Below are 25924 nucleotides of genomic sequence, written 5' to 3'. Positions count from 1 at the left end.
ACTGCCCGCTTCCCTCAGAGAAAAGAGCTTTCAGAAATGACCTTCACGCAACATGATTCCTCCCGCACTGTCCGCGCCGCCCGCGGCACCGAACTGACGGCCAAGAGCTGGCAGACCGAAGCGCCGCTGCGGATGCTGATGAACAACCTGGATCCCGAGGTCGCCGAGCGGCCCGAGGACCTGGTGGTTTACGGCGGCACCGGCCGCGCGGCCCGCTCCTGGGAGGCTTACGACGCGATTGTGCGCACGCTGGCCACCCTGGAGAAGGACGAAACCCTGCTGGTCCAGTCCGGCAAACCGGTGGGTGTCTTCCGCACCAATGAATGGGCGCCGCGGGTGCTGATTGCCAACTCGAACCTGGTGGGGGACTGGGCCAACTGGCCGGAGTTCCGCCGGCTCGAGGCCGAGGGCCTGATGATGTACGGCCAGATGACCGCCGGGTCCTGGATCTACATCGGCACCCAGGGCATCCTGCAGGGCACCTATGAAACTTTTGCCGCCATCGCCGACAAGCGGTTCAACGGCACGCTGGCCGGAACGTTGACCCTGACCGGCGGCTGCGGCGGCATGGGCGGTGCGCAGCCGCTGGCCGTGACCCTGAACGGCGGCGCGTGCCTGATTGTCGACGTCGACGAGACACGCCTGCGCCGCCGCGCCGGCAAGCGATACCTGGACGAAGTGGAAACGGATCTTGACGCCGCGTTGGCCAAGGTCATGCGCGCCAAGCAGGAGAAGCGTCCGCTGTCCGTGGGCTACGTGGGCAATGCCGCCGCGGTGTTCCCCGAGCTGCTGCGCCGGCACCAGGCCGGCGAGATCAGCGTGGACATCGTCACCGACCAGACCTCGGCGCATGACCCGTTGAGCTACCTGCCGCTGGAATACTCCGTGGACCAGTGGGACGCCGAGGCCAAGGCGGATCCCGTGGGCTTCACCAAGAAGGCGCAGGAGTCGATGGCCCGCCATGTGCAGGCCATGGTGGAGTTCCAGGACGCCGGTGCCGAGGTGTTCGATTACGGCAACTCCATCCGCGACGAGGCGCGGCTGGGCGGCTACGACCGCGCGTTCGAGTTCCCCGGCTTCGTTCCGGCCTACATCCGTCCCTTGTTCTGTGAAGGGCTCGGCCCGTTCCGCTGGGTGGCCCTGTCCGGTGATCCGGAGGACATCCGCGTCACCGACGAGGCGATCAAGGAGCTCTTCCCCGAGAACGAGCACCTGCACCGCTGGATTGACGCCGCACAGGAGCACGTCGAGTTCGAGGGTCTGCCGGCACGGATCTGCTGGCTGGGCTACGGCGAGCGCCAGAAGGCCGGGCTGCTGTTCAACCGGCTGGTGGCCGAGGGCAAGGTTTCGGCGCCGATCGTGATTGGCCGCGACCACTTGGACTCCGGTTCCGTGGCCTCCCCCTATCGGGAAACCGAATCCATGGCCGATGGTTCGGACGCGATTGCCGACTGGCCGCTGCTAAACGCCCTGGTCAACACGTCCTCCGGCGCCACCTGGGTGTCCATCCACCACGGCGGCGGCGTCGGCATCGGCCGCTCCATCCACGCCGGCCAGGTTTCCGTGGCCGACGGCACCGAACTGGCGGCGCAGAAGCTGGAACGCCTGCTGACGAACGATCCGGGCATGGGAGTGATCCGGCACGTGGATGCGGGTTACGATCGGGCCATTGAGGTTGCTGCCGAGCGCGGGGTGCGGGTACCGATGAACGAGTCCTGATCCTGCCCCGTCCCACCCGCCCCCGTCTTGTCCTGTCCGCCCGTCCCCATCCGGAGGTCCTCTTTGGAAACCGTTTCCCAGCTGCTCGAGTCAATCAGCGACGTCGGCCGTGATACTGCCCGCGGCGGATACTCGCGTCCGGTGTATTCGACGGCGGAGCTCGACCTGCGCGGCTGGTTCGTCGAGCAGGCCGGCCGGCGCGGGCTGGAAGTGGAGACGGACCGCAACGGCATCATCTGGGCCTGGTGGGGTGCGCCGGAAAAGGGTGCGCTGGTCACCGGCAGCCACCTGGACTCGGTCCCCGGCGGTGGCGCGTTCGACGGGCCGCTCGGCGTGGCCTCGGCACTTGCCGCCGTCGACGTCCTGCGGCAGCGCGGGGTCCAACCCAACCGGTCCCTCGCCATCACGGTCTTCCCCGAGGAGGAGGGCTCACGCTTCGGAGTGGCCTGCCTCGGCTCGCGGCTGCTGACCGGCGCCATCGATCCGGACAAGGCCCGGAACCTGCGCGACGCGGACGGCAATACCTTTGCGGATGTGTCGCAAGGGAACGGGCTGGACCCGGAGCACTTCGGGCGGGACGAGGAAGCGCTGGCGCGGATCGGCGACTTCGTCGAATTGCATGTCGAGCAGGGCCGCGGCCTCGGCGAGGAGGGGCCTGCGATGGCCGTCGGCAGTTCCATCCTGGGCCACGGCCGGTGGAAGCTAACCGTCAGCGGCCAGGGCAACCACGCCGGAACCACCCTGATGCAGGACCGGGCGGATCCCATGGTGGCGGCAGCGCAGATCATCATTGCCGTGCAGAAATCGGCCGCCGCACAGCCGGACGCCCGCGCCACGGTGGGGCGGCTGGAACCGATCCCCGGCGGCACCAACGTCATCGCCTCGCGGGTCCAGCTATGGCTCGATGTCCGGCATCCGGAAGACGCCGTGACCGCCGCGCTCGTGGAGGCGATCCACGGCAAGGCGCAGAAGATCGCGGCGTTCGAAGGCTGCTCGGTGACGCTGACCGAGGAGTCCTATTCCGGCACGGTCCACTTCGACCCGGCGCTGCAGCGGCAGCTCGAAAATGCGCTGCCCGGGGCACCCGTGCTCGCCACGGGTGCCGGCCACGACGCCGGCGTGCTGGCCGGCTATGTGCCCTCCGGCATGATCTTCGTGCGCAACCCGACCGGCATCTCCCACTCGCCGGAAGAACACGTTGAGGACGACGACGCCGACGCGGGCGCGGGTGCGCTGGCCGATGTATTGGAGGGGCTGCTGTGAGCGTCTGGTGCGAAGCCGCCTGGATCCGCGGACGCGGTGTGGTGCCGGGTGTGCGCGTCGAAGTGGACGAGGCCGGAATCGTCACTCGGCTGGAGCTGGGCGCGGAGCGGAAGGCTTCGGACCTGCCCGTCTCCGGCGTGGCCTTTCCGGCTGCTTCCAACGCCCACTCGCATGCCTTCCACCGGGTCCTGCGCGGCCGCACGCATGACATGGGTGTGGGCAGTTTCTGGACCTGGCGGGAGCAGATGTACCGCGCGGCAGGGGCGCTGACTCCGGCGCTGTATGAGCAGCTGGCCACAGCCGTCTTTGCCGAAATGGTGGTGACGGGCTGGACCAGCGTGGCCGAATTCCACTACGTCCACCATCGCCCGGACGGCACGCCGTACGGCAGTGGCGCGAGCCCGGGAAGCGCCGGCAGCGCATCCCCGAACGGAGCAGACGGTCCGCATGCCATGGAGCTTGCCTTGGCCAGGGCAGCGGTCAACGCCAGGATCAGGCTGACGCTGCTGGACACCTGCTACCTCGCCGGCGGCATCGGGCAGGAGCTCTCGCCGGAACAGCTGCGCTTCGGCGATCCGGATGTCCACGCGTGGTTGTCGCGGCTGGAGTCCCTGCGCGAAGCTATCTCACGGGAATTCAGTCCGGACCAGGTCACTGTTGGTGCCGCCCTGCATTCGGTGCGCGGGGTGCCCGCCGACGTGCTGCCGGTCATTGCCGAGAAGCTGCCGCCGCAGATTCCGCTGCACATCCACCTGTCCGAACAGCCGGCCGAAAACGAAGCCTGCTTGCAGGCCACCGGGCTGACGCCCACGGCGCTGCTGCGCCGGAGCGGCCTGCTCACCCGCCGGCTTTCGGCCGTCCACGCCACCCACCTGACGGAGCAGGACATCGCCATGCTCGGCGCCGCCCATGCCACCGTGGTGATGTGCCCGACCACCGAGGCGGACCTGGCGGACGGCATCGGTCCGGCCGCAGCCCTGCGCGACGCAGGAGCGCGCATCGCGCTCGGCACGGACCAGCACGCCGTCGTCGATCCCTGGCTGGAAATGCGCGCACTCGAACACGGCGAACGGCTGCGCTCCGGGCAGCGCGGCTGGTTCCCGCCCGAGGCCTTGCACGAAGCGGCCTCGAATGCCGGCGCCCGCTCGCAGGGTAGAAGGCTACCCGGGTTCGAACGGGGGAAGTACTGCGATTTGATGGCGGTGGACCCCGGCAGCCTGCGCACCATCGGCTCGCAGCCGGACCAGTTGGCGCTTTCCGCCACCGCGCAGGACGTCAGGACCGTCGTCATCGGCGGCCGCCTTGCCGCCCGCCAAGGCATCCACGCGACGCTGGGCGATCCCGCCCGGCTGCTCGCGGCAGCCATCACCGACGTCGACGCCGCAGGAACCGGCGACACCGCAGCCAAGGGAGCTCTCCAAAGATGACCACTACGCAGTCCACCCTGATCACCAACATCGGCGAACTCATGACCCAGGATCCGGCTCGCGAGGCCGGTTCAGTGCTCCGCGATGCCGCCGTCGTTATTGAGGGTGAACGGATCAGCTGGATCGGACCCGCCGGCCAGGCGCCGCAAACAGATGAAATGTACGACGCCGAAGGCCGGGCGGTGCTGCCGGGCTGGGTTGATTCGCACACCCACCTGGTGTTCGCCGGGGACCGCACCGCTGAATTCGAGGCACGGATGGCGGGGGAGAGCTATGCGGCCGGCGGGATCGCGGTGACCACCGGGGCCACCCGTGCTGCCGACGACTTCGACCTGACCCGGTTGCTGATGGGACGCATCGCCGAGGCGGTCGCCGGCGGAACAACCTATTTGGAGACGAAGACCGGCTACGGGCTGGATGTGGAGCACGAGGCGCGGTCAGCGCGCATCGCCTCCACGGTGGCGGACCAGGTGACGTATCTGGGCGCCCATCTGGTCCCGCACGGAATGGACGCGGATGCCTACACCGAGCTGGTCTGCGGCGAGATGCTTGAGGCGGTGCGGCCATATGTGCAGTGGGCTGACGTGTTCTGCGAGCGCGGCGCCTTCAACGAGGAGCAGTCACGTCGCGTGCTGGCCGCGTGCCGCGACGCCGGGCTCGGACTCCGCGTGCACGGCAACCAGCTGGGCGAGGGGCCGGGCGTCCAGCTCGCCGTCGAGTTCGGCGCCGCCAGCGTTGACCATGTCAATTATCTGGCGGACACCGACGTCAAAGCACTGGCGGACAGCTGGTCCGGTTGGGACCGCGTGGCCGGGACAGGGGAGCGCGGCACCGTGGCCACGTGCCTGCCGGCCTGCGATCTCTCGACGAGGCAGCCCTTGGCGCCGGGACGGCAGCTGTTGGATGCCGGCGTCGAAATTGCCCTTGCCTCCAACTGCAACCCGGGCACGTCCTACACAAGCTCGATGAACTACTGCGTGACCACGGCCGTCCTGCAGATGGGACTGAGCGTCCATGAAGCAGTCCGGGCGGCGACGAATGCGGGCGCCCTTGCCCTGGGCAAGCACGTTGGCACCGACGTCGATGGACAGCGGGCGGTGGGCTCGATCGCCGTCGGACACCGGGCCGACCTGCATCTGCTCAACGCGCCCTCCGCCACGCATCTGGCTTACCGGCCCGGCATGCCGCTGACTGCCGCGGTCTGGCGCGCGGGCGTGAAAGTGCGCTGACTTTCGCTGGTGACTTGCTTGTCTGCTACTTCGCGGTCCAGCCGGGATTTCGTCCGGTCAGCCCCAGCAAACGGTCCAGCAGCGGCGCATCGGCGGGAATCTCGATGACCGGGCCGAACAAGCCCTCGCGATCTTCTCCGTCCTTGGCGGAGAGTTCGGCAAATTCGTAGGCCGCCTGCAGGTTGGCTGTGTCGGCGTCGAACGTCTGGCCCGTGGCAGCGGCCAGATCCCAGCCGTGCACCACCAGCTCGTTGGTGGCCACCAGGCCCATGAGCTCGGCCGGCATGGTCACGCCGCCGGCTTGTGCCATACCTTGCCAGGCAGACGGATGGTGCCAGGCAGCAGCCAGGTCATCCAGGCGCTGGGGGAGAAGGTTCCGCCAATCCGGGTCCAGGTTCGCGGCCGAGGGGCGATTATCCGGGGCGTCGGGCGGCACAGAGTCATATCCCGGCTCCATCGACGCTTTGGTCGCCGCGTCCCTGAAGGCGACGGTCAGGCCCATGAAGTGATCGAGCAGGTCCCCAACGCTGTAGTACTCGCAGGGCGTTGGCCCGGCCAACTGACCGTCCCCGATGCCCTTGACAATTTCCGCCACCTGCCGCGCGGCTGGTTCCAGATTGAGCACGCCGGGCCTCCCTGTCCTTTGGCTGTTTATTTGTCTTTTTGACCTTCGCACGCAGGTTCCCCGGCGTCCAGAGCCAGACCGCGGGATTGCGCCAATCCGTCCTTGTTGAGCGCGCTCCCAGCAGGAGTTGGCAAGATAGACCCATGCAGAGCCAGACCGCAGCCACCGATACCGCGCCCCGCACCCGCCGTTACTACCGGGCTGAAGTGCTGATCGTTCTGGGGCTCTCCCTGGGCCAGTCCGCCGTCTACGCCATTGTGAACCTGCTGGAAAAGATGACGCGGGCGCCACTGGGATCGCAGACCACGGCGCTGAACCCGGTCCTGAACGAGCGGGAGCTGTTCGACCTGCTCTACCAACTGCTGGCAATCTTCTTTGCCCTGATCCCTGTGGCGCTGGTGCTGTTCCTGCTGGCAACCCCGGGTGAACGAGCCCGCGAGGCCTTCCGGAAGATCGGGTTTACCTTCGCCCGGCCCGGCGTGGACTTTGGACTGGGCTTCGGACTGGCACTGCTGATCGGCGCGGGCACGTTGGGCGTGTATGCGGGCGGACGGGCCCTAGGCATTACGACGGCGATAGTCCCGGCAGCGCTGGACGAGTACTGGTGGACTGTCCCGGTCCTGATTCTGTCCGCCTTGCGCCACTCGGTGCTGGAGGAAGTCGTTGTGGTCGGCTACCTCTTCAACCGGCTGGCCAAGCTGGGCTGGGGCACCTGGACCATCATTTTCACCAGCGCTGTAATCCGCGGCAGCTACCACCTGTACCAGGGGATCGGGCCCGGCATCGGCAACTTCCTGATGGGCCTTGTCTTTGGCTATGCCTACACCCGCACCAAACGCGTGATGCCCCTGGTCATAGCCCATGCCCTGCTCGACATCGCAGGGTTCGTTGGCTACGCCCTCTTCGGCTCCGCCATCGGCATCGGCCAATAACTTCTCCCGCCGCGGCGTCTTCCCCTGGGTCCGGCAAAAGAAACGCTCCGCTTTGGATACTCGCTCAGTCGAGCCAATACCAAAGCGGAGCGAAAATCTCCGAAAGGAGCGGTTAGAGTTCGACGACGCCCTTGTCGGTCTCGAACCGTACGGACATGATGCCCGGGGTGCCGTTCGGCGCCGTCCAGGCAACCTTGACGTCGTCCAGGAGCGCATCGATCGGTGTTCCCAGCCAGTCCGCGACACGGGTGGAGGAGCCGCCGATGGTCAATCCGATCAGCTTCGCCGTTGCAGGGTAGGCCTTCGACGGGTGCAGTTCTTCGGTGCCGTCGTCCCAGCGCAGCATGTACGGAACCTGCGGGTCCGCGATGAGGCCCTTGATGCCGATCTGCTGCCAGGTCAGTTCGCGGCCATCCGGGAACTTGCGGCCGCCCGGTACGGCATGGCGTCCCAAGCGCTCCTCGAACGGAGCCAGATCGTCAACCTCAACGCACCAGCCCATCCAGCCGCCGCCTGCTTCGGAGCGGGCACGCACGGCCTGGCCGAACGGCGCCTTGTCCGACGCCGGATGGTTCAGCACCTCGACGACCTCAAGATAATGATGGTCCGTCAGGGGGAAAATCATGTTGCGGGTTCCAAAGCGGGGATGGACGCCGCCCTTGACGGCTTCGATACCCAGGGCTGCCGAAATCCGTTCGGTTGTAGCCGCCAGGCCATCGGGTTCACAGGCATATGAGACATGATCGAAACGCATGCCTCATTTTGGCATTTTGTGATGTGCCTCTCGACTAAGGGTGTCCTAACTGACATTCACACGCCGTCACATACTTGCTGAAAAAGTGCCCGTCGCCGAACCTAGATACAGGTCATGAGTGCCAGCAACAAGCCCCGGCTAGCTGGCCGGCAACCCTCCAACCGCGGTGGGGTGCCCCGGGTGAGGACCAGGCTCCCGCCAGCAGGCGGGACGCAAGCGCGGGTCACCCGAGGAAAAATGCCGGAATCCGGTTCCCGGGCAGACCCCTTTGAGACAAGAGGGAGTTCCACATGTCAAACGACTGGTCATTCGAAACCCGCCAGATCCATGTAGGCCAGGAGCCTGACACCGCAACAGGCGCGCGTGCCCTGCCCATCTACCAGACGACGTCGTTCGTCTTCCCGAGTGCCGAAAGCGCGGCCAACCGTTTCGCGCTGGCCGAACTGGCCCCCATCTATACCCGGATCGGCAACCCGACCACGGAGGCCGTGGAGAACCGGATCGCGAACCTGGAAGGCGGCGTCGGCGCACTGCTGCTGTCCTCCGGCCAGGCGGCGTCCACGTTCTCCATCCTGAACGTTGCCGAGGCGGGTGACCACGTCGTCGCCAGCCCGAGCCTCTATGGCGGCACGTACAACCTGCTCAAGAACACCTTGAAGAAGTTCGCCATCGAGGTGACCTTCGTCGAGGATCCGGACAACCTGGACCAGTGGCGCGCGGCCGTCAAGCCGAACACCAAGGCGTTCTTCGGCGAGGCCGTGTCCAACCCGCGCCAGGACGTGCTCGACGTCGAAGGCATCAGCGCCATCGCTCACGAAGCAGGCGTGCCGTTGATCGTGGACAACACGCTGGCCACCCCGTACCTGATCCGCCCGATCGAGTGGGGCGCCGACATCGTGGTGCATTCGGCCACCAAGTATCTCGGCGGCCACGGCAGCGCCATCGCCGGCGTGATCGTGGATTCGGGTAACTTCGACTTCGCCAAAGATCCGGAGAAGTTCCCCGGTTTCAACACCCCGGACGAGAGCTACAACGGCCTGGTCTTTGCCCGCGACCTCGGCGTCGGCGGCGCGCTCGGCGCGAATCTGGCCTACATCCTCAAAGCGCGCGTCCAGCTGCTGCGTGACCTTGGTTCCTCGGCCGCGCCCTTCAACGCGTTCCTGATCGCCCAGGGTCTGGAGACACTGAGCCTGCGGGTGGAGCGCCACGTGGAGAATGCGCAGAAGGTGGCCGAATGGCTTGAAAAGCACGACGCCGTTACGTCCGTTGCGTACGCCGGCCTGCCTTCCAGCCCATGGTACGAGCGTGGCCGCAAGTACGGCCCCAAGGGCACTGGCGCCATCATTGCGTTCGAAATTGCCGGTGGGCTCGAGGCCGGCAAGCGCTTTGTCGACGGACTGGAACTGCACTCCCATGTGGCCAATGTCGGCGACGTCCGCTCTCTGGTGATCCACCCGGCGTCGACCACGCACGCCCAGCTGTCTCCGGAGGCGCAGGCAGCCGCCGGTGTCACGCCGGGCCTGGTCCGGCTGGCCGTTGGCATCGAGCACATCGACGATATTCTTGCGGACCTCGAAGCCGGTTTCCGCGCATCCAAGGGTGCCGCCTGAACGCGGCATCATGAAGGAATCACAGGCATAGCATTGACAACTCTGCAACCACAGGAACTGCTGGACACGGCGGCGGACGGCATGTTGCGTTACGCGTCCATCGGCGCCCTCGAGCTGGAAACGGGCGGTTTTCTGCCCGAGGTCGTTCTGGGCTACGAAACCTGGGGCACCCTCAACGAGGATGCCTCCAACGCCGTGTTCATTGCGCATGCCCTGACCGGCAGCACCCATGTGGCTCGCGGAGATACGGATGAGGCGGGCTGGTGGGATCCCCTGGTGGGGCCCGGCGCCACGATCGACACCAACGAGTACTTCGTGGTGGCGGCCAATATGGTCGGCGGCTGCTACGGCTCCACCGGCCCGTCCTCACCGGCGCCTGACGGCAAGCCCTGGGGCTCGCGTTTTCCGCTGGTGACCATCCGCGATTCGGTCCACGCCGAGGCGCGGCTGGCCGACCAGCTGGGAATCCAGTGCTGGCATGCTGTTCTCGGCGGCTCCATGGGCGGAGCCCGCGCGCTGGAATGGGCCGCTACCTACCCGGAGCGGACCGCCCGCTGTGCGGTGATTGCCTGCGGTGCGGCGAGCACCGCGGAGCAGATCGCCTTCGCCCAGGCGCAGGTGCTGGCCATCCGGCTGGACCCGAACTTTAACGGCGGCGACTACTACGAAGGGCCCGCGCCCGACGCCGGCCTCGGCATCGCCCGCAGGATCGCGCACATCAACTACCGGTCCGAGCCTGAATTCGAGTACCGCTTCGGCCGCAACGCCCAGGGGACCGAGCAGCCCTTCGGCAGCGCTAACCCGGCAGCGCGCGGGCGGTATGCCGTGGAAAGCTACCTGGACCACCAGGCCAGCAAGCTGGCGGGCCGGTTCGATGCGAACAGCTACATCCTGATGACCGAAGCCCTGATGAGCCACGACGTTGCGCGCGGCCGCAGCTCGGTGCAGCAGGCCTTGGCCGACGTCGAAACGGATTTCTTCATCGCGGCGGTGGATTCCGACCGGCTGTACTTCCCGGAGCAGTCGCGCCAGCTGGCCGAAGCGCTGCCCACGCCGCCCAAGGTGCACATGATCGAGGTGCCCACCGGCCACGACGGATTCCTGACGGACATCCACCAGCTGCACAATGAGCTGGTTGCCCGGTTCTTCCCGCGCAGCTGATCCGTACCGCCTAGCATCGCAGCTAATCCATACCGCGCGGCGTTCCGCAGCTGATCCAACGCCGGTTTTTGCGGCGTCGCTGGACTACATGCCGGGAGGCCGGACTGGGTAATCGCGCAGAGCTTCCTGCAGCGCCAGGTCGTACTGGGCATCGGTCAACATGCTTTTGCTGTGGAGTTCCGACGGTTCCGGCAGTCTATCCAGCAGACCTTCCTTCCGGCCCGCCCTTGGCCTTTACGCGTCAGGAACCGAGCAGGTCCACCGTGACCGCGCGGCCCAGGAAAGTCTCATAGCGGGCGACGGCGGTATCCAGGGCGCGTTCCTCGGGCCTTGTCAGCGCCCGATGCAGCGAGATACTTACGACGGCGGACTCAGGCTTCAGCGCGTGCTGCCAATTTCCGATCATGCGCCCATCCAGCAGGACGACGTGACTGGGATGCCTGCTGGCCACCGAGGCAGGAGCCGTTCCGCCCAAATAATGTCTGGTCGGCGTGTAGCCCATGACGTATTCGTCGTAGCACTGGATCAAGTCGATTCGAGGGGCGGCCGGCGCAGCGCTGGGCGGCGCCAGACCGTTCTCTGAAGCGGCGGAGGCGCCGTCTGATGCAGAGTGCGTGGAGCCGGAGGCGAGAACGAATTCGTGGTCATCGGCAGTGAACGAGTGCAGCCGGGAACGGTCGCTCTCCTCTATGCTTTCTGCGCGGTCCGCAGCGAGCACGATCAGTCCCCGCCGGACGTCGGCTTGGGTCAGACCGGACCACAGAGCGCAGTCTTTGACCGTGGCGGGTCCGCGGCTGGAAAAGTAGCGGCGGGTCAGTTCCGCCAGTGCCTGGTCGCGGTCGAAATCTGCTGGCAGGGCAGGCACCCGTTCGTCGAACAGGGCATAGGTCTGGCGTACCGTACCGCTGTCGCTGATCCGTGGTACGCCGCTGACGAGCACTTGGTCCATTTCGGCATGGAAGACCATATGCCCGAGGCGCTGGCCGCGTAGGGGCGCCCCGTTGAGACGCTCGCCGGTATCCTCCAGCAGACCCGCCCGTTCGAGTTCGGCGGCCAACTCGTCGCGGGTCAGGTGCCGGCCGCCGGCTACGGCCGCGCCAAGGATGTCGTTGCTGCGGCCAACGGTCTCTGGATCGAGCCCCAGCTGCCGGTCCCGCGTCTTATTGCCGGCCCTGAGCCGCGGGCCGGATAAGGTCATCAGCCAGCGCAGGTCCTCCGCGAGGACAAAATGCCAGGTCGGCCGGAGCACATGGGTCCGCAGTATGGTGCCCGCTGCAATAGCGGCATCCACGCCTGCCGCGCTGTCCCGGGCCGGCCCTTGGCACCGTTGCGCCAATGACCACCGCGCATAGGCGTACTCCTGTGCCTGCACAGCGAGCAATGAGCGTAAGGAGGCCTCGGCGTCGTACGCTCCGTCTCCCCACAGGTGCTGCGCGAGCAGCCGGTGCCGGACAATCCCGGAAGCCACAGCAGACGCGCCGTGGAGCCCGCCTGCACCGGACTTCTCCCGGGCGGCACGCGCGTTGCCAGCGGAACCCACGTTGACCAGCCGGCCCTTACCCAGCCGCGCCGGGCGGCATGCCCGGGCCAAACATCGGACCGGCGGTCGGGCGCTTGGGGGAGATCCCGTCGCCCAGCGACTGGTGGCGCAGGCGCCGCAGGACCCAGGGGAACAGATGCTGGCGGGCCCAGACCAGATCCTCGGCGCGGGCGGTGCGCCAGTTCTTCGGCGGGAGCGGCTTGGGGATTTCGGGTTGCAGGCTGTGCTCCACATTCAACGCGTCCAGCACCATGGCGGCGATGGTGTGGTGGCCCAGCGGCGAGAAATGCAGCCGGTCCGGCGCCCACATCCGTGAATCCTTCAGCTCCCGCAGCGCCCACATGTCGGCGATGACCGCATCATGCCGGGTGGCCACGGTGCGGAGGTTCTCGTTGTAGATGGCCGCCCTGGCGCGGACGCCGCCGATTAGGCGTGTATCGCCGAAATCCGGTGCAGTGAACAGGACAATGGTTGCCCCCGTTGCCGCCAGCGTTCCGATGGCAACGTCGATCTTTTCGGCGAGGGCGTCGGGATCCGAACCGGGTCGGATCACGTCGTTTCCGCCCGCGCAGAAACTGATCAGGTCCGGTGCGAGCTCAACGGCCGGGCCGACCTGTTCGTCGATGATCTGCTGCAGCAGCCGCCCGCGGATGGCGAGATTGGCGTAGGCAAAATCCGGGTGGTTCCGTGCCAACTCCTCGGCGACGCGGTCGGCCCAGCCGCGGTTACCGCCGGGGCTGTCCTGATCCGGATCGCCGATTCCCTCCGTGAACGAGTCTCCGATGGCAACAAAGCGGCTCCAAGGATGGCGGGCGCTGTCGAGCGATTGCGAAGCTGCCTCAGGCAAGTTACTCACAAGTTCATCCTGCTCCAGCGGCCGTTCAATGGCAAAGACCCAAGCGCGCAACTTGAAGCTTCAACTATCGGTGTGTCAGAATGGCAGTATGACCGAAACTACTTATAAGCCCGTCGTCGTCTGGTCCAAGCCTGAAGCCGAGCGGGCCGGCACTCCCTTGCTGGTGCTCTTCCATGGCTACCTCTCCAACGAAGAGGACCTGATGGGCTTGGTTTCGGGGCTGCCCGAAGACTTCACCGTTGCCGCCGTCCGCGCCCCCGTCGCCCTGGGCCCGGGTTTTTCCTGGTTCCCGCTGATGCACGAGCCGGATTTCTCTGTGGACAAGGTCACCAAGGCCGCCGCTGATGTATGGTCCTGGCTGGACACCGTCAAGGACCAGCACAGCAGCGTCTCCGTCCTCGGGTTCTCCATGGGCATGGCCGTTGCGACGTCCATCATGCGCCACCGCCCCGAGGAAATCGCCGCAGTCATCGGCCTCTCCGGCTTCGTGGTCCCCGCCGACGGCGACCCGTTCTTCAACGACAAGGCGGTCAAGTCGCTTAGGCCCGCAGTGTTCTGGGGCCGCGACCAGGAGGACCAGGTCATCACGCCGGACAAGATCGAGTACAGCCATGCGTGGCTCAACGAGCACGTCGACCTGACCAAGGTGCTCTATGCCAATATCGGCCACGGCATCAACGCGCAGGAACTCGCCCACGTGAAGGAATTCCTGACCTACAAGGTGCTCAACGCGAAGTAAAACCTCGCACGCAAGCCCGTGCCGCCGTCGTCGTTATTGGTTATCCAGCGCTCCTGCGCTGCTGCCGAAGAACGACGGCGGCGCTTGGCTTAACAGCGACGCCGGCACAGGCCCGGCCGGCCTACTCGTGAACCACGCGGACGGTCTCGCCGTTGACGGTGACCGTGTCCCCGGCGTGCAGCTGGCGGCCGCGGCGGGTTTCGATCTCCCCGTTGACCTGCACCATGCCGTGCTCGACGAACTCCTTGGCCTCGTTCCCGTCCTCGGCGAGGTTCGCCAGCTTGAGCAGCTGTCCCAGTCGGATCATGTCGTCGCGGATGGAAATGTCATTGATGTCATCAGAGGCCATAGGTACATTCTGCCTGACGCAGCGGCCATGGTGCTCGCCACATTGCGGTGGGGCGGGTGCGTTGTGCCCGTCGCGGCGGTGCCCCTGACATAGGGTGAAACCGTGTCCCACGTTCCCAGAATGCCGCTTGCGCTAGGCCTGCCGCTGGCCGTGGTGACGGGCCTCTGCATGCCTGTGCAGGGCCGAATCAACGGGGCGCTCGGGGAAGTGCTTAACGACGGACTCGCAACCGCGGCCGTGAGCTTCGGCACCGGGTTGATCCTGATGATCCTGATCTGTTTGCTGGTGCCAAGCGGCCGCGCCGGAGTGCGGCGCATCGCACCGGCAATACAGCAGAAAAAGTTTCCCCGCTGGTACCTGCTGGCAGGCCTCAGCGGCGCCTTTCTGGTGGTGAGCCAGGGGATAACCATCTCGTTGATCGGCGTCGCCCTCTTCACCGTTGCCGCCGTGACCGGGCAGTCCCTGAGCGGACTGCTGGTGGACCGGCTTGGTCTGGGCCCTGCCGGCAAGAAACCGGTCACGATCATGCGGGTGCTCAGCGCGCTGCTGACCGTGGCCGCGGTGGCCTGGGCCGTTTCGCCGAAGTTTTCAGCCGGTTCCGACCTCAGCGAATGGCTGATCCCGGTGCTGCTGCCCTTGGCAGCCGGATTCATGCAGAGTTTCCAACAGGCTTTCAACGGCACCCAGACGCTGCATTTCGGCTCGCCGCTGCCCGCCACGCTGGTCAACCTCACCGTCGGCATGGTGCTGCTGGTCGCCGCCTGGTTCGTGAAAGTGGCGGTCGCCGGCGTCGGAAATCCCCTGCCGGACGAATGGTGGTACTACCTTGGCGGCCCGATCGGCTGCCTCTTCCTTGCCCTCGCTGCCGTGCTAGTCCGCTCCCTGGGCGTGCTGCTGACCGGCCTGGGCATGATTGCCGGACAGGTGCTCGGCTCCCTGTTGCTGGATGTGGTGTATCCCGCGCCCGGCACCATTATTACGACGGCGACGGTGCTGGGTACGCTGCTGACTCTCGTGGCGATGGTGCTCGCCACGCTGCCGTGGCCGCGGACGGCGTTTAATCCGTTGCGCCGCAAAGCCCTCGTTGGAGCAGGAGAGAGGAACCGATGACGACGTCGGACGACGGTTTCATGTCCTTGGGCCCCCATCTGGTGAACCTGCGGAACGGGCGGTTGACTGCCGGCGGCCTGGCCTCGACCACGGCTGAGGAGGTGGACCGGATTTTCGAGGTCCACCTGCCCCGGTTCATCGCCGAGCATCCCGGCAGCCCGGTGCCGTTGATGTTCTGGGCCCATGGCGGTCTGGTGCCAGAGCGGACCGGCCTCGCAGCCGCGGCACATCATGTTCCCTGGTGGCTGGCCAACTGCGTCTACCCGCTCTATTTCGTCTGGGAAACCGGTCTGCTTGAAGCCCTCGGCACCAGGATCCGGAATGGCATCGATCGGCTGCGGCCGGCCGTGCCCATCGAAGAGGCCGCCGACAAGTTCGTCGAGTGGATCGCCAGGCATGCCGGAGGCCAATCAGTCTGGGCCGACCTCAAAGCCAGCGCAGCCCGGTCCGTCGATCGCGCCGATGGCCCAAGTCCTATTGCTTACGACGGCGATGCTGCGGCAGGCGATGCCGGTTCTGGCACCGACGCCGCCGATGCTGCCGCCAGCGGTGCCGGTCCTGATGTCGTCGAAGTCGGCATCGGCGTCGATGAGGGCGGAGCGCGATATGTGGCGCGGAAGCTGGCGGAGTTCCTCCGGCAGAACCCTGGCGCGGTCACGTTGCACGCCGTCGGTCATAGCGCCGGGGCCATCTTCCACTCGTATTTCCTGCGTGCGGCGTTTGAGGAAGGCGTGCCGGCGTTTGAGTCCTTTATTTTCCTCGACCCGGCCATCCTGATCGAGGAGTTCAAACGGGACATTGTGCCGCGCATCGGCAACGGCATCCATGCCTTGTCTACTTTCGCCCTGGGTAAACAGAGGGCGCTGGATGACGAGTGCAAGTTGCTGAACATCACCTTCTATAACAAGTCCCTTCTGTATCTGGTCCACCACGCACTGGAGGACGAAGAGGACGCACCGCTGCTCGGGCTGCAGGAAAACGTGGAAGCGGATCCCGTGCTGCGTGAAATGTTCGGCGGGGCGGATGCTCGGGTCCAGGCGATCTGGTCGCGGCAGTTGGCCGGCCCCTTAGACAGCCGTTCGGATGCCAGGGAACATGCTGGCATCGACAGCGAACCCGTGACCATGGAGAGCGTTGCCCGGCGCATTACCGGCCAAGAGAATATCGAAAGCTTCCCCGGCATCCGGCCCTAATCCCGCCGGCCACCTCGACGGTGCTGTTTTCGGCGGCGGAAAGAATTTTGAAGAATATCGGTGGAACCCGTCAGACGCTGTGAATAAGCCTCTGAACTGTCACAGCCGGATGATGGACTGGAGTCATGGCAACACAAGAGTTTTCGTCCGCACTGCGCAGGATACGCGCGGCCGAGCTTCAGCCTCGCCGCTTGGTCCGCGCCGGCGTGGTCCGCCCCCGTGTGTTGCGCCCCGGTGTGCTTCCTTCGGGGCTCGGTAAAACTGCTGCGGAAAAGATTTTTGAAGAACTTTTGTGGAAGCCGGAAGACGTGGTGTTTTTCCCTCTTGTTTGTCACAGCCGGATGATGGACTGAAGTCATGGCACCGGAAGAGCGTTCGGCACCGGTTTCCGGTTCCCCGGCCCCCGGGCAGGAGTCCGGGGCGCAGGGGCTTGCGGAGCACGGGTTTTCGCTGCGCTGCATTCAGCAGGGCCGGCCCACGACCGCCGCGCAGCGGCAGGAAGCGCTGCGGAAGGCGTTGGAGCGCCTGGACCTGCATGCTGCGCAGGACCGCAAACGCGGCCTGGCCCACGCCCGCGAATACATTGCGGCCGGCAAACCGCCCAAGCACGCGACGATGGCCGGTTACATGGAGGAGATTTACGCCGAGGCCCGCGGCCCGGTCCTGGACCCGCCGACGCTGGAGTCCTACGGCGAGGACCCGCTGGCCGGGCAGGAGATCCCCGCCCGGATCGGGGAGCCGGAGCATCTGGGTGCCAGCGCCGGCCTCGATGACTTCGCCGCGTGGGAGCGCGAGGAAGCCTGGGCCAGTTGGCCGCCGTCCGGCCCGTTCCCCGCCAGCTGGGGTCCCGCCGAAGACCTTGAGGGGCTGCCCGGGGACCTGTTCACCGAAACGCACGGGGAGTATTACGACGAACGCCTCCGCCGGATCACCGCCGGCACCCCGGCCGACTGGTTCAAACTCTTCCACGCCACCGCCAACAACACCGCCAACACCACCAGCGCCAGCAACACCGGTGATGCGGCCGAGGCTAAGGCCGCCACCGCCGGCAACGGCAGCAGCAACGCCGTGAACACTGCCGGTACTGCCGCCGCTGGCGCGGCCGACACTGCGGGTACCGTTCTGGTTGCCGATGCCGATGCCGATGCCGATGCCGGAGTGCCGGGGTATGAGGGACTGGATTACCGGTCGGCGGTGGAGCAGCTGGCCGCGGGGCGGCGGCTGGCGGCGTGGCTGGACGCGGGCCTGGTGCGCCTGACCCACCGGATCGGGCAGACCGCCATCGAGGAGCTGCCGCCGCCGGAACCGGGCACACCGTCGCCGGGCCGGGCCGGGCTGGAAGAGCTGGCCGAGCAGTCCGTGGTCAGGGAACTGGCCTGCCTGTACCGGATCACGGAGAAGCAGGCCCGCGGCCGGTACGAGACCGCGCAGGAGCTGTGCGAACACTACCCGGGCACGCTGGCCGCGCTCACCGCCGGGGACCTGGACCTGGAACACGCCGGGGTGATCACCCGGCAGGGCGACACCCTCCCCGACGGCGCGAAACCCGGCTTCGAGCAGGCCCTGCTGGGCGAGGCGCCGGACAAAACGCCGGGCGAGCTGCAGTACGCGGCGCGGAAGCAGCGCGAGAAACTGAATCCGGAAACCATCACCGTCCGCCGCGAACGGCAGGAAAAGTGCCGGAGCGTGCACCTGGAGCCGGCGGATGACGGGATGGCGTTCCTGGGCGCGTACCTGCCCGCCGAGGAAGCATGCGCCGCGTACGACCGGCTCACCCAAGCGGCGCGGGGCCTGCAAACCGGGGCGGAGACCCGCACGGTGGGGCAGCTGCGCGCGGACGTGTTCATCGATTTGCTGCTGCACGCGGGGATGGAGGCCGGGCCGGCGGCCGGGATCCGGCCCGAGGTCGCGCTGACCGTGCCGGTGTTCACGCTGATGGGCCTGGACGAGGAACCGGCCACCCTCGACGGGTACGGGCCGATCCCCGCCGACGCCGCCCGGAAACTCTGCGAGGGCGCCGCGTCGTTCTACCGGATCCTGACGCATCCCGAGACCGGGACCACCCTGTCCTACGGCAAAACGGTGTACCGGCCGCCGGCGGATCTGGCCCGCGCGGTCCGGCACCGCGACACGACGTGCACGGCGCCGGGCTGCCATGTCCCGGCGAAGGACTGCGACCTGGACCACACCATCGATTACCATGCGAACGGCGGGCACGGCCGGACGGATTTCGGCAACCTTGGTCCGCGCTGCGGGTCGGACCACCGGCTTAAATCGCTCGCCGGCTGGAAAGTCACCCAGACCAGGCCCGGCGAATTCATTACCACCACGCCGGGGAACCAGACCTACACCACTAGACCCGGCGATACCGGCGCCGGACCGCCGTCCTTCACCGACCGGGTCCTGGACGCGCTGCCCGACGACTTCCGCCGCCGCCTCAAACGCAAAAAACCACCACCACCGGAACCACCCGACGAAGAAAAAGAACCACCATTCTGACCAATGGTGCAGCGGCTGGCGTGCGTTTGTGCTGAATACTCTATTCACGGTGCCTGTTGAACGAGCATCCGGTTTCAGCAAGCCGTTTTTCATCACAACCACGTCATGTCACGGAGACGGTGTCGGGGGAGTCGGCAGGACTTGGGTAGGCTAACCTTGTAGCTTCGCTACGCACTGACCTGTGCGCAAAGACCGTCCTGACTACCTGCAAATGCAGGCTCATTTCGATCTGCGCCCGAACCAAGCCGGACCGCACCCAGCGGCCCTGTAGAGACTGGAGAACCACCTGATGGCAGCAGCCAAATCCAAGCTTGATCCGATCATCTCGCTGGCCAAGCGCCGCGGCTTCGTGTTCCAGGCCGGTGAGATCTACGGTGGATCCCGCTCGGCATGGGACTACGGGCCTCTCGGCGTCGAGCTCAAGGAAAACATCAAGCGCCAGTGGTGGCAGTCCGTTGTCCGCGGCCGCGACGATGTCGTCGGCTTGGATTCCTCGGTAATCCTGCCCCGCCAGGTATGGGAAGCGTCCGGCCACGTGGACGTCTTCAGCGACCCGCTGGTTGAGTGCCTGAGCTGCCACAAGCGTTACCGCGCGGACCACCTTGAAGAAGAATTCGAAGAGAAGAAGGGCCGCGCGCCCGAAAATAGTTTGAAGGATATCGCCTGCGCCAACTGCGGCACGAAGGGTGAATGGACCGAACCTCAAGAATTCTCCGGTCTGCTCAAGACCTTCCTCGGCCCGGTCGCCAGCGAAGAGGGGCTGCATTACCTGCGCCCGGAAACCGCGCAGGGCATCTTCGTGAACTTCAACAATGTGCTGACCACTTCGCGGAAGAAGCCGCCGTTCGGCATCGGCCAGATCGGCAAGAGCTTCCGTAACGAGATCACTCCGGGTAACTTCATTTTCCGCACGCGTGAGTTCGAGCAGATGGAGATGGAGTTCTTCGTCGAGCCGGGCACGGATGAAGAATGGCATAAGTACTGGATCGAAAACCGTCTGCAGTGGTACGTGGACCTGGGTATCGACCCGGACAACCTGCGTCTGTTCGAGCACCCGTTGGACAAGCTGAGCCACTACTCCAAGGGCACCACTGATGTCGAGTACCGCTTCGGCTTCCAGGGATCGGAGTGGGGCGAGCTCGAAGGCATTGCCAACCGGACGGACTTCGACCTCTCCACCCACACGAAGCACTCCGGTACTGACCTCAGCTACTTCAACCAGGCGACCAACGAGCGCTACACCCCGTACGTCATCGAACCGGCTGCCGGACTCACTCGTTCATTCATGGCATTCCTTGTGGACGCGTTCGCCGAAGACGAGGCTCCCAACGCCAAGGGCGGCGTGGACAAGCGCACAGTACTCAAGCTGGATCCGCGGCTGGCCCCGATCAAGGCCGCTGTGCTGCCGCTGAGCCGCAACGAGGACCTGTCGCCGAAGGCCAAGGATCTCGGGGCCCAGTTGCGCCGCACCTGGAACATCGATTTCGACGACGCCGGCGCAATCGGCCGCCGCTACCGCCGCCAGGACGAAATCGGTACGCCGTTCTGCATCACGGTTGATTTCGACACCCTTGAGGACCACGCGGTGACCATCCGCGAACGCGACTCGATGGCGCAGGAGCGGGTAAGCCTGGACAAGGTCGAAGGTTACCTGGCCGCACGACTTATCGGCGCGTAACCTACCCGCGCTGAGCTTCACCCGGTAGGTGCCGGCGAACCGGCACCTACCTCAAGCAATTTCGCTAGGAGTAACCATGGCAGAGCTGAACTACCGTGAATGGCGCGACGGGGATGATCTGGCCCTGCTGGAAATCTGGGGCGACCCGGAAACCACGCAGGTCCAGCACTTCCGCGGGGTGCTGCGTCCGTCGTCGGATCAGCCGTGGTCCCGCTGCATAGTTGCCGAGGACCAAGGTATCGCCGTCGCTGCCGGTGTGGTCTATGAAACGAGCCTGCATCCGGAGCGGTTGTGGACTTACGTCGAGGTGGCGCGGGACCACCGCCGTGCCGGTTTGGCGAGCACCCTCCTGGGCATGCTGCGCAAGGAAGCCGAGCAATCGCCGTCGGGCATTACGCGGTTGCGCGCCAAGGTTGAGCCGGAGAGCAGCGGTGCCGGTTTCGCACAGGCTTCCGGGCTGACGCCTATCCAGACCTCGCGGGTGATCGTCGTGCAGCCGGGTGCGTTGCCGCTTCCGGACCTGACCGAAGCGGACGGTCCGCAGCTGGAAGAAGCAGCCACTGGATCTGTGGAATTGACGACGGCGGTGACGGACTTCTACAACTCCGTGCATGTCTGGGACCGGGCGGATATGACGCTCGGGCGCGCCCAGCAGATGCTGCTCAGCGACGCGACCGGTGCCTCCGGTGCCGTGGTGCTGCGCAGCGCGCCCCGGGATAAGGGCGGAACCATCAGTGCTTTCGCCGTCAGCTACACGCAGGAGCGGACGGACGCTCCGGCAGACGTGCTGCTCGGCTACGACACGGCGCTGGAACCGGAGACGGCCCAGCAGGCCGTCCGTCAACTGCTTGCGATGCTGGTGCACCAGTACCCGGTGCAGTTGGAAGTGGATGAGTCCATGACGGCCGTGGTGGCCGTGCTGGAACCGCTGCTCGCGGCCGGCACGGCACAGCAACTCGGCCCGGTAACATCCATCGTCAGCGACTGACCCTCCACAGCTGCACGGTCGCGCCACCACTGGAGCGCCGCGCCATCCAGCAGTATCCACCCTCCCGCGCGAAGGATTTCCTTGGGCCACTCCCACTCCCATGCAACCGAGGATCAAGGGCCGCCGAGTGCCGAAACACTGGCTGCCCGGCGCAAGGCCAACCTCCTGCTCGCCGCGATCCTGCTGCCGATTACCGTCTTGACGTTGATCGGCATGATCGCGCTCTGGCCGTCAGGTGACAGTACCGGCGTTGCCGTCACTGATCCGTACGCCACTGCGCCAGGCGTGACTTTCGACGTCGGAACCGTGCAGCGCGTGGCGATCGAAACCTGCCCGTCCTCGGCTGCAGCCGTTGAGGCGGGGGCGGAAGCGCAGGAATGCATGGTCGCCTACACCCAGCCCGAGGCGGGCGGCTCGCCGCTGCAGGTAGAGGTGACGCCGGAGATCGCCCAGTCCCGCGGGGTAGAGGCGGGGGACAAGATCCGCTACCTGAACCTGAGCGAGATCATGCCGGACCAGCCCGGCACCTTCATTTTCGTGGACTTTGTCCGCAGCATTCCGATTGTGCTGCTGGCCGTGCTGTACGCCGTCGTCGTTGTTTCGGTTGCCCGCTGGCGCGGCTTCCGGGCGATGCTCGGGCTGGTCGGCGGGTTCATCGTGATGGCTCAGTTCATCCTGCCCGGGCTGGTGGAGGGCAAACCGCCGCTCCTGCTGGGACTGATCGGCTCGATTGTGATCATGGTGGGCGTGCTGTATTTCGCGCATGGTTTCTCCGCCCGGACTTCCACCGCGCTGCTGGGCACGCTGTTCGGGCTGGGCATTACGGCGGTGATGTCGGCCTGGGCCACGGACGCTGCCTATCTGACCGGCGTGGGGGACGAGGACACTTATCAGCTGGTCAACATGGGCGGACAGATGTCGCTCTCGGGCATCATCATGTGCGGACTGATCATCTCCGGGCTCGGCGTGCTGAATGACGTCACCATCACGCAGTCCTCCGCCGTCTGGGAGATGTACGAGCTGGCGCCGGGAGCATCGGCAAAGCGGCTGTTTACAGGTGCCATGCGCGTTGGCCGCGACCACATTGCCTCCACCGTCTACACCATCGCGTTTGCCTATGCCGGAGCCGCGCTGCCGGTGCTGATCCTGGTCTCGCTCTATGAGCGTCCGCTGTTCGACACGCTGACCAGCGGCGAGCTTGCGGAGGAAATCGTCCGCACCCTGGTCGGTTCCATCGGGTTGGTGCTGGCGATCCCGGTGACCACCCTGATCGCCGTGCTGGTGGTCAAGGCCACCGGCATCCGCCGTACCGAGGAGGTCACTGTGGGAGTAGCCGGGGGAGAGGCCCTCGCCGTCGCGGGTATAGACCGTGGACAGGCCGCCGAGCGCGCTCATCTAACCAACGACGGCGGCAGCTCACCTGGGCATGTGCCACACCCTCAGCACGGGCTGCCTACTCAGCCTGAGCTGCCCAGTCAGCACGAACTTCCTACTCAACCTGAGCTGCCCACCCGGCGCGGACGGCGGCGCGCGGAAGAGGGCTGAGCAGCGCGCCGGGAAGAGTGTTGCTCCTGCCTGCCATCGCGCCGCGCAATCACCAGGTTTCCGCTGGCGCTGGGCATTATCCACAGTGGTTCGGCAGATTTGCGTGGTTTTGAGAGAATAGGTGAGTGACTGTTACCGCTGTACCCACGTCGGACACCCGCTTGGAGCTGCCTCCGCTCAAGCTCGGGCCCCTGACCGTTGATGCTCCCGTGATCCTGGCGCCCATGGCCGGGATCACCAATAAGGCATTCCGCCGGCTCTGCCGCGAGTACGGCGGCGGACTCTACGTATCGGAAATGGTGACCTCCCGCGCGCTAGTCGAGCGCAGTCCGGAGTCGATGCGCATTATTTCGCACGACGAGGACGAGAAGGTCCGCTCCGTTCAGCTGTACGGCGTGGACCCCCAGACCGTTGGCGCCGCTGTGCGGCTGCTGGTCGAAGAGGACCGCGCGGACCACATCGACCTCAATTTCGGCTGCCCAGTGCCTAAGGTAACCCGCAAGGGCGGCGGCTCGGCCCTGCCGTGGAAGCTGGACCTGTTCACCGGGATTGTGCAGACTGCGGTGAAGGAAGCGTCCAAGGGCAACATCCCGCTGACAATCAAAATGCGCAAGGGGATCGACGACGACCATCTGACATACCTGGACGCCGGCCGGATTGCGCGCGACGCTGGGGTGGCCGCCGTCGCGCTCCATGGCCGTACCGCCTCCCAGTTCTACTCGGGCAAGGCGGACTGGTCCGCCATTGCCAACCTCCGCGAAGCACTGCCTGACATTCCGGTGCTGGGCAACGGCGATATCTGGAGCGCCGAGGACGCCATCCGCATGGTCCGCGAAACCGGGGTGGACGGCATCGTCGTCGGCCGCGGTTGCCAGGGCAGGCCATGGCTCTTCGGCGATCTGCAGGCCGCATTTGAGGGCAGCGACCGGCGTTACCGTCCGGGCCTGAAAGAGGTTGCTGAAAGCGTCTACCGCCACGCGCAGCTGCTGATCGAAACCTTCGGCGATGAGGGCAAGGCCCTGCGGGACATCCGCAAGCACATGGCTTGGTACTTCAAGGGCTACATGGTTGGCGGCGAACTGCGCGCCAAACTGGCCACCGTTCCCACGCTTGAGGTACTGCGCGAGCTGCTGGACACTCTGGACATCAGCGCCCCGTATCCGGGTGCCGACGCCGAGGGGCCGCGCGGCCGCGCAGGCTCGCCTAAGCGCACCGCCCTGCCGGAGAAGTGGCTGGAATCACGGCTGCTCAACGACGCCCAGCAGGCGGATATCTCGGCTGCCGAATTGGATGTTTCCGGTGGCTGAGAACACCGTCATTACTCCGGCGCCGCTGATGCCCGGCTACACGGAAACGGACCAGGAACGCTGGGTCGCCGAACCCGCCAAGAGCACCTACCGCACCCATTTCGAGCGCGACCGTGCCCGCGTGCTGCACTCTTCGGCACTGCGCCGGCTGGGGGCGAAAACCCAGGTGGTCTCCCCGGACACGGATGACTTCGTCCGCACCCGGCTGACGCACAGCCTGGAGGTCGCGCAGGTCGGCCGCGAACTCGGCCGCACCCTGGGTTGCGACCCTGACGTGGTGGATGCCGCCTGCCTGGCGCACGACCTCGGGCACCCGCCCTTCGGACACAACGGGGAGACCGCGCTCAACGCCGCGGCCCACGCCATCGGCGGGTTCGAGGGCAACGCCCAGACGCTGCGCCTGCTGACCCGGCTGGAGCCGAAGGTTCTGCATGCGGACGGTTCCCCCGCGGGGCTGAACCTGACCCGCGCCAGCCTCGATGCGGCCTGCAAGTACCCGTGGTCGGTGGCGGACGCGCCGGTCATCCACGGCAAGCGCACCAGCAAGTTCGGTGCGTACGAGGACGACCTGCCGGTCTTCAACTGGCTGCGGGAGGGTGCGCCGGAGCGGCGCTCCTGCATCGAGGCGCAGGTCATGGATCTGGCCGACGATATTTCCTACTCCGTGCACGACGTCGAGGACGCCATCGTGGCAGGGCGCGTGCAGCTGAAGTGGATGGAAAATCCGGACCATCGCAGCCGCGTCATCGGCTACACCCAGCAGTGGTATCTGCCGCACAGCGACCCGGCGGAGGTCGACGCCGCACTTTCGCGCCTGCAGGCCTCCGGCGTGTGGGTGCCGGAAGCGGACGGCAGCCGCAGGGCGATGGCCGCGCTGAAGGACATGACCAGCCAGCTGATCGGCCGCTTCTGCTCCAGCGCGCTGGAAGCCACCCGCTCCATCTACGGTCCGGACTCGCTGACCAGATATGCTGCGGAACTGGTCGTCCCGCAGGAAACGGTCATGGAGATCGCCGTCATGAAGGGCCTGGCCACCACGTTCGTCATGACCACGGACCTGCGCCAGCCCATCTACGAGCGCCAGCAGGAAATCCTCACGGACCTGGTGCACGAACTCCACGCAACCGGCGCGCAGCATCTCGAGCAGCCCTTCGTCGCCGACTGGCACGCAGCTAACGACGACGGCGCCCGGCTTCGGGTGGTCATCGACCAGATTGCGTCGTTGACGGATGTATCGGCAATCGCACTGCATGAACGCCTGATGGGCTCGCACCGGACCCTGCTCTGATACTCCTCGGGAGGGTCGCGCAGCTGCGCACTTTCCCATCTCCTCGTGAACTCGTCCTGCCCGGGTGTGCGCCATCCCTGCACACCCGGCGGCGGCGGTGTGGCTGTGCACA

Annotated in this window: 22 protein-coding genes and 1 riboswitch; of the genes, 17 read left to right on the top strand and 5 right to left on the bottom strand. The window is 66.3% G+C overall.

Annotation, left to right across the window (positions count from 1 at the left end; genetic code table 11):
- Nucleotides 1-36: 36 nt before the first annotated feature.
- The 4 genes from hutU (at nucleotide 37) to hutI (ending at nucleotide 5638) form a co-directional block, all read left to right on the top strand.
- Nucleotides 37-1719: a urocanate hydratase gene (gene hutU, locus AC5RWO_RS00770; protein WP_498728631.1), complete on the top strand. Its 1683-nt coding sequence runs from the start codon at nucleotides 37-39 to the stop codon at nucleotides 1717-1719.
- 63 nt (nucleotides 1720-1782) lie between these two features.
- A complete protein-coding gene (locus AC5RWO_RS00765; RefSeq protein ID WP_498728630.1) occupies nucleotides 1783-2982 on the top strand; it encodes an allantoate amidohydrolase in 1200 nt (399 codons plus the stop codon).
- A complete protein-coding gene (locus AC5RWO_RS00760) occupies nucleotides 2979-4409 on the top strand; it encodes a formimidoylglutamate deiminase (protein ID WP_498728629.1) in 1431 nt (476 codons plus the stop codon). Before AC5RWO_RS00765 ends, AC5RWO_RS00760 begins: the two co-directional genes overlap by 4 nt.
- On the top strand, nucleotides 4406-5638 hold the full coding sequence (gene hutI, locus AC5RWO_RS00755) for an imidazolonepropionase (RefSeq protein WP_498728628.1): 1233 nt from the start codon (nucleotides 4406-4408) through the stop codon (nucleotides 5636-5638). The genes AC5RWO_RS00760 and hutI overlap by 4 nt, the downstream gene beginning before the upstream one ends.
- A gap of 25 nt (nucleotides 5639-5663) precedes the next feature.
- Here the strand turns inward: hutI and AC5RWO_RS00750 are convergent, their stop codons facing one another.
- Complete coding sequence (locus tag AC5RWO_RS00750; RefSeq protein ID WP_498728627.1) at nucleotides 5664-6263, bottom strand: TIGR03086 family metal-binding protein; 600 nt, start codon at nucleotides 6261-6263, stop codon at nucleotides 5664-5666.
- 143 nt (nucleotides 6264-6406) lie between these two features.
- Between AC5RWO_RS00750 and AC5RWO_RS00745 the strand changes: the two genes are divergently transcribed.
- Complete coding sequence (locus AC5RWO_RS00745) at nucleotides 6407-7195, top strand: CPBP family intramembrane glutamic endopeptidase (protein WP_498728626.1); 789 nt, start codon at nucleotides 6407-6409, stop codon at nucleotides 7193-7195.
- Nucleotides 7196-7307: 112 nt separating this feature from the next.
- On the opposite strand, the gene AC5RWO_RS00740 is transcribed toward AC5RWO_RS00745, so the two are convergent.
- Complete coding sequence (locus AC5RWO_RS00740) at nucleotides 7308-7949, bottom strand: VOC family protein (RefSeq protein WP_139006617.1); 642 nt, start codon at nucleotides 7947-7949, stop codon at nucleotides 7308-7310.
- 110 nt (nucleotides 7950-8059) lie between these two features.
- Nucleotides 8060-8174, top strand: a riboswitch (SAM riboswitch).
- Between the two features lie 65 nt (nucleotides 8175-8239).
- On the opposite strand from AC5RWO_RS00740, the gene AC5RWO_RS00735 reads away from it, so the two are divergent.
- The gene (locus tag AC5RWO_RS00735; protein ID WP_498634919.1) at nucleotides 8240-9559 is read left to right on the top strand and encodes a bifunctional o-acetylhomoserine/o-acetylserine sulfhydrylase; all 1320 of its coding nucleotides are present in this window, start codon (nucleotides 8240-8242) and stop codon (nucleotides 9557-9559) included.
- 81 nt (nucleotides 9560-9640) lie between these two features.
- Nucleotides 9641-10720: a homoserine O-acetyltransferase MetX gene (gene metX, locus AC5RWO_RS00730; protein ID WP_498729305.1), complete on the top strand. Its 1080-nt coding sequence runs from the start codon at nucleotides 9641-9643 to the stop codon at nucleotides 10718-10720.
- Between the two features lie 241 nt (nucleotides 10721-10961).
- On the opposite strand, the gene AC5RWO_RS00725 is transcribed toward metX, so the two are convergent.
- Together AC5RWO_RS00725 and AC5RWO_RS00720 are read right to left on the bottom strand one after the other, a co-directional pair.
- Nucleotides 10962-12311, bottom strand: coding sequence for a winged helix DNA-binding domain-containing protein (locus AC5RWO_RS00725; RefSeq protein WP_498728625.1), 1350 nt, complete (start codon nucleotides 12309-12311; stop codon nucleotides 10962-10964).
- A complete protein-coding gene (locus AC5RWO_RS00720) occupies nucleotides 12277-13116 on the bottom strand; it encodes an SGNH/GDSL hydrolase family protein (RefSeq protein WP_498728624.1) in 840 nt (279 codons plus the stop codon). Before AC5RWO_RS00720 ends, AC5RWO_RS00725 begins: the two co-directional genes overlap by 35 nt.
- Before the next feature lie 88 nt (nucleotides 13117-13204).
- On the opposite strand from AC5RWO_RS00720, the gene AC5RWO_RS00715 reads away from it, so the two are divergent.
- Complete coding sequence (locus AC5RWO_RS00715; RefSeq protein ID WP_498728623.1) at nucleotides 13205-13855, top strand: alpha/beta hydrolase; 651 nt, start codon at nucleotides 13205-13207, stop codon at nucleotides 13853-13855.
- Between the two features lie 121 nt (nucleotides 13856-13976).
- On the opposite strand, the gene AC5RWO_RS00710 is transcribed toward AC5RWO_RS00715, so the two are convergent.
- A complete protein-coding gene (locus tag AC5RWO_RS00710) occupies nucleotides 13977-14204 on the bottom strand; it encodes an RNA-binding S4 domain-containing protein (RefSeq protein ID WP_169996527.1) in 228 nt (75 codons plus the stop codon).
- 102 nt (nucleotides 14205-14306) lie between these two features.
- Here AC5RWO_RS00710 and AC5RWO_RS00705 point away from each other — a divergent pair, with 102 nt between their 5' ends.
- The 9 genes from AC5RWO_RS00705 to AC5RWO_RS00665 all read left to right on the top strand — a co-directional run bounded on the left by AC5RWO_RS00705 (nucleotide 14307) and on the right by AC5RWO_RS00665 (nucleotide 25812).
- The gene (locus AC5RWO_RS00705; protein ID WP_498728622.1) at nucleotides 14307-15314 is read left to right on the top strand and encodes a DMT family transporter; all 1008 of its coding nucleotides are present in this window, start codon (nucleotides 14307-14309) and stop codon (nucleotides 15312-15314) included.
- Entirely contained in the window at nucleotides 15311-16507 is a 1197-nt protein-coding gene (locus AC5RWO_RS00700) for a hypothetical protein (protein WP_498728621.1), read from the top strand. Before AC5RWO_RS00705 ends, AC5RWO_RS00700 begins: the two co-directional genes overlap by 4 nt.
- A 125-nt stretch (nucleotides 16508-16632) precedes the next feature.
- A complete protein-coding gene (locus tag AC5RWO_RS00695; protein WP_498728620.1) occupies nucleotides 16633-16860 on the top strand; it encodes a hypothetical protein in 228 nt (75 codons plus the stop codon).
- 4 nt (nucleotides 16861-16864) lie between these two features.
- Nucleotides 16865-19006, top strand: coding sequence for an HNH endonuclease signature motif containing protein (locus AC5RWO_RS00690; RefSeq protein ID WP_498728619.1), 2142 nt, complete (start codon nucleotides 16865-16867; stop codon nucleotides 19004-19006).
- Nucleotides 19007-19295: 289 nt separating this feature from the next.
- On the top strand, nucleotides 19296-20684 hold the full coding sequence (locus tag AC5RWO_RS00685; RefSeq protein WP_498728618.1) for a glycine--tRNA ligase: 1389 nt from the start codon (nucleotides 19296-19298) through the stop codon (nucleotides 20682-20684).
- 76 nt (nucleotides 20685-20760) lie between these two features.
- Nucleotides 20761-21672 (top strand): GNAT family N-acetyltransferase, encoded by a 912-nt coding sequence (locus tag AC5RWO_RS00680; protein WP_498728617.1) that lies wholly within the window; start codon nucleotides 20761-20763, stop codon nucleotides 21670-21672.
- An 81-nt stretch (nucleotides 21673-21753) separates the two neighbouring features.
- On the top strand, nucleotides 21754-23217 hold the full coding sequence (locus AC5RWO_RS00675; protein ID WP_498728616.1) for a YibE/F family protein: 1464 nt from the start codon (nucleotides 21754-21756) through the stop codon (nucleotides 23215-23217).
- A 125-nt stretch (nucleotides 23218-23342) separates the two neighbouring features.
- Nucleotides 23343-24524, top strand: coding sequence for a tRNA dihydrouridine synthase DusB (gene dusB / locus AC5RWO_RS00670; RefSeq protein WP_498728615.1), 1182 nt, complete (start codon nucleotides 23343-23345; stop codon nucleotides 24522-24524).
- Nucleotides 24508-25812, top strand: a complete 1305-nt coding sequence (locus tag AC5RWO_RS00665; protein ID WP_498728614.1) for a deoxyguanosinetriphosphate triphosphohydrolase — start codon at nucleotides 24508-24510, stop codon at nucleotides 25810-25812. The genes dusB and AC5RWO_RS00665 overlap by 17 nt, the downstream gene beginning before the upstream one ends.
- Nucleotides 25813-25924 lie beyond the last annotated feature (112 nt).

The sequence above is a fragment of the Arthrobacter sp. B055-34 genome, assembly GCF_059090425.1.
This window is presented reverse-complemented; position numbering and strand designations above follow the sequence as displayed.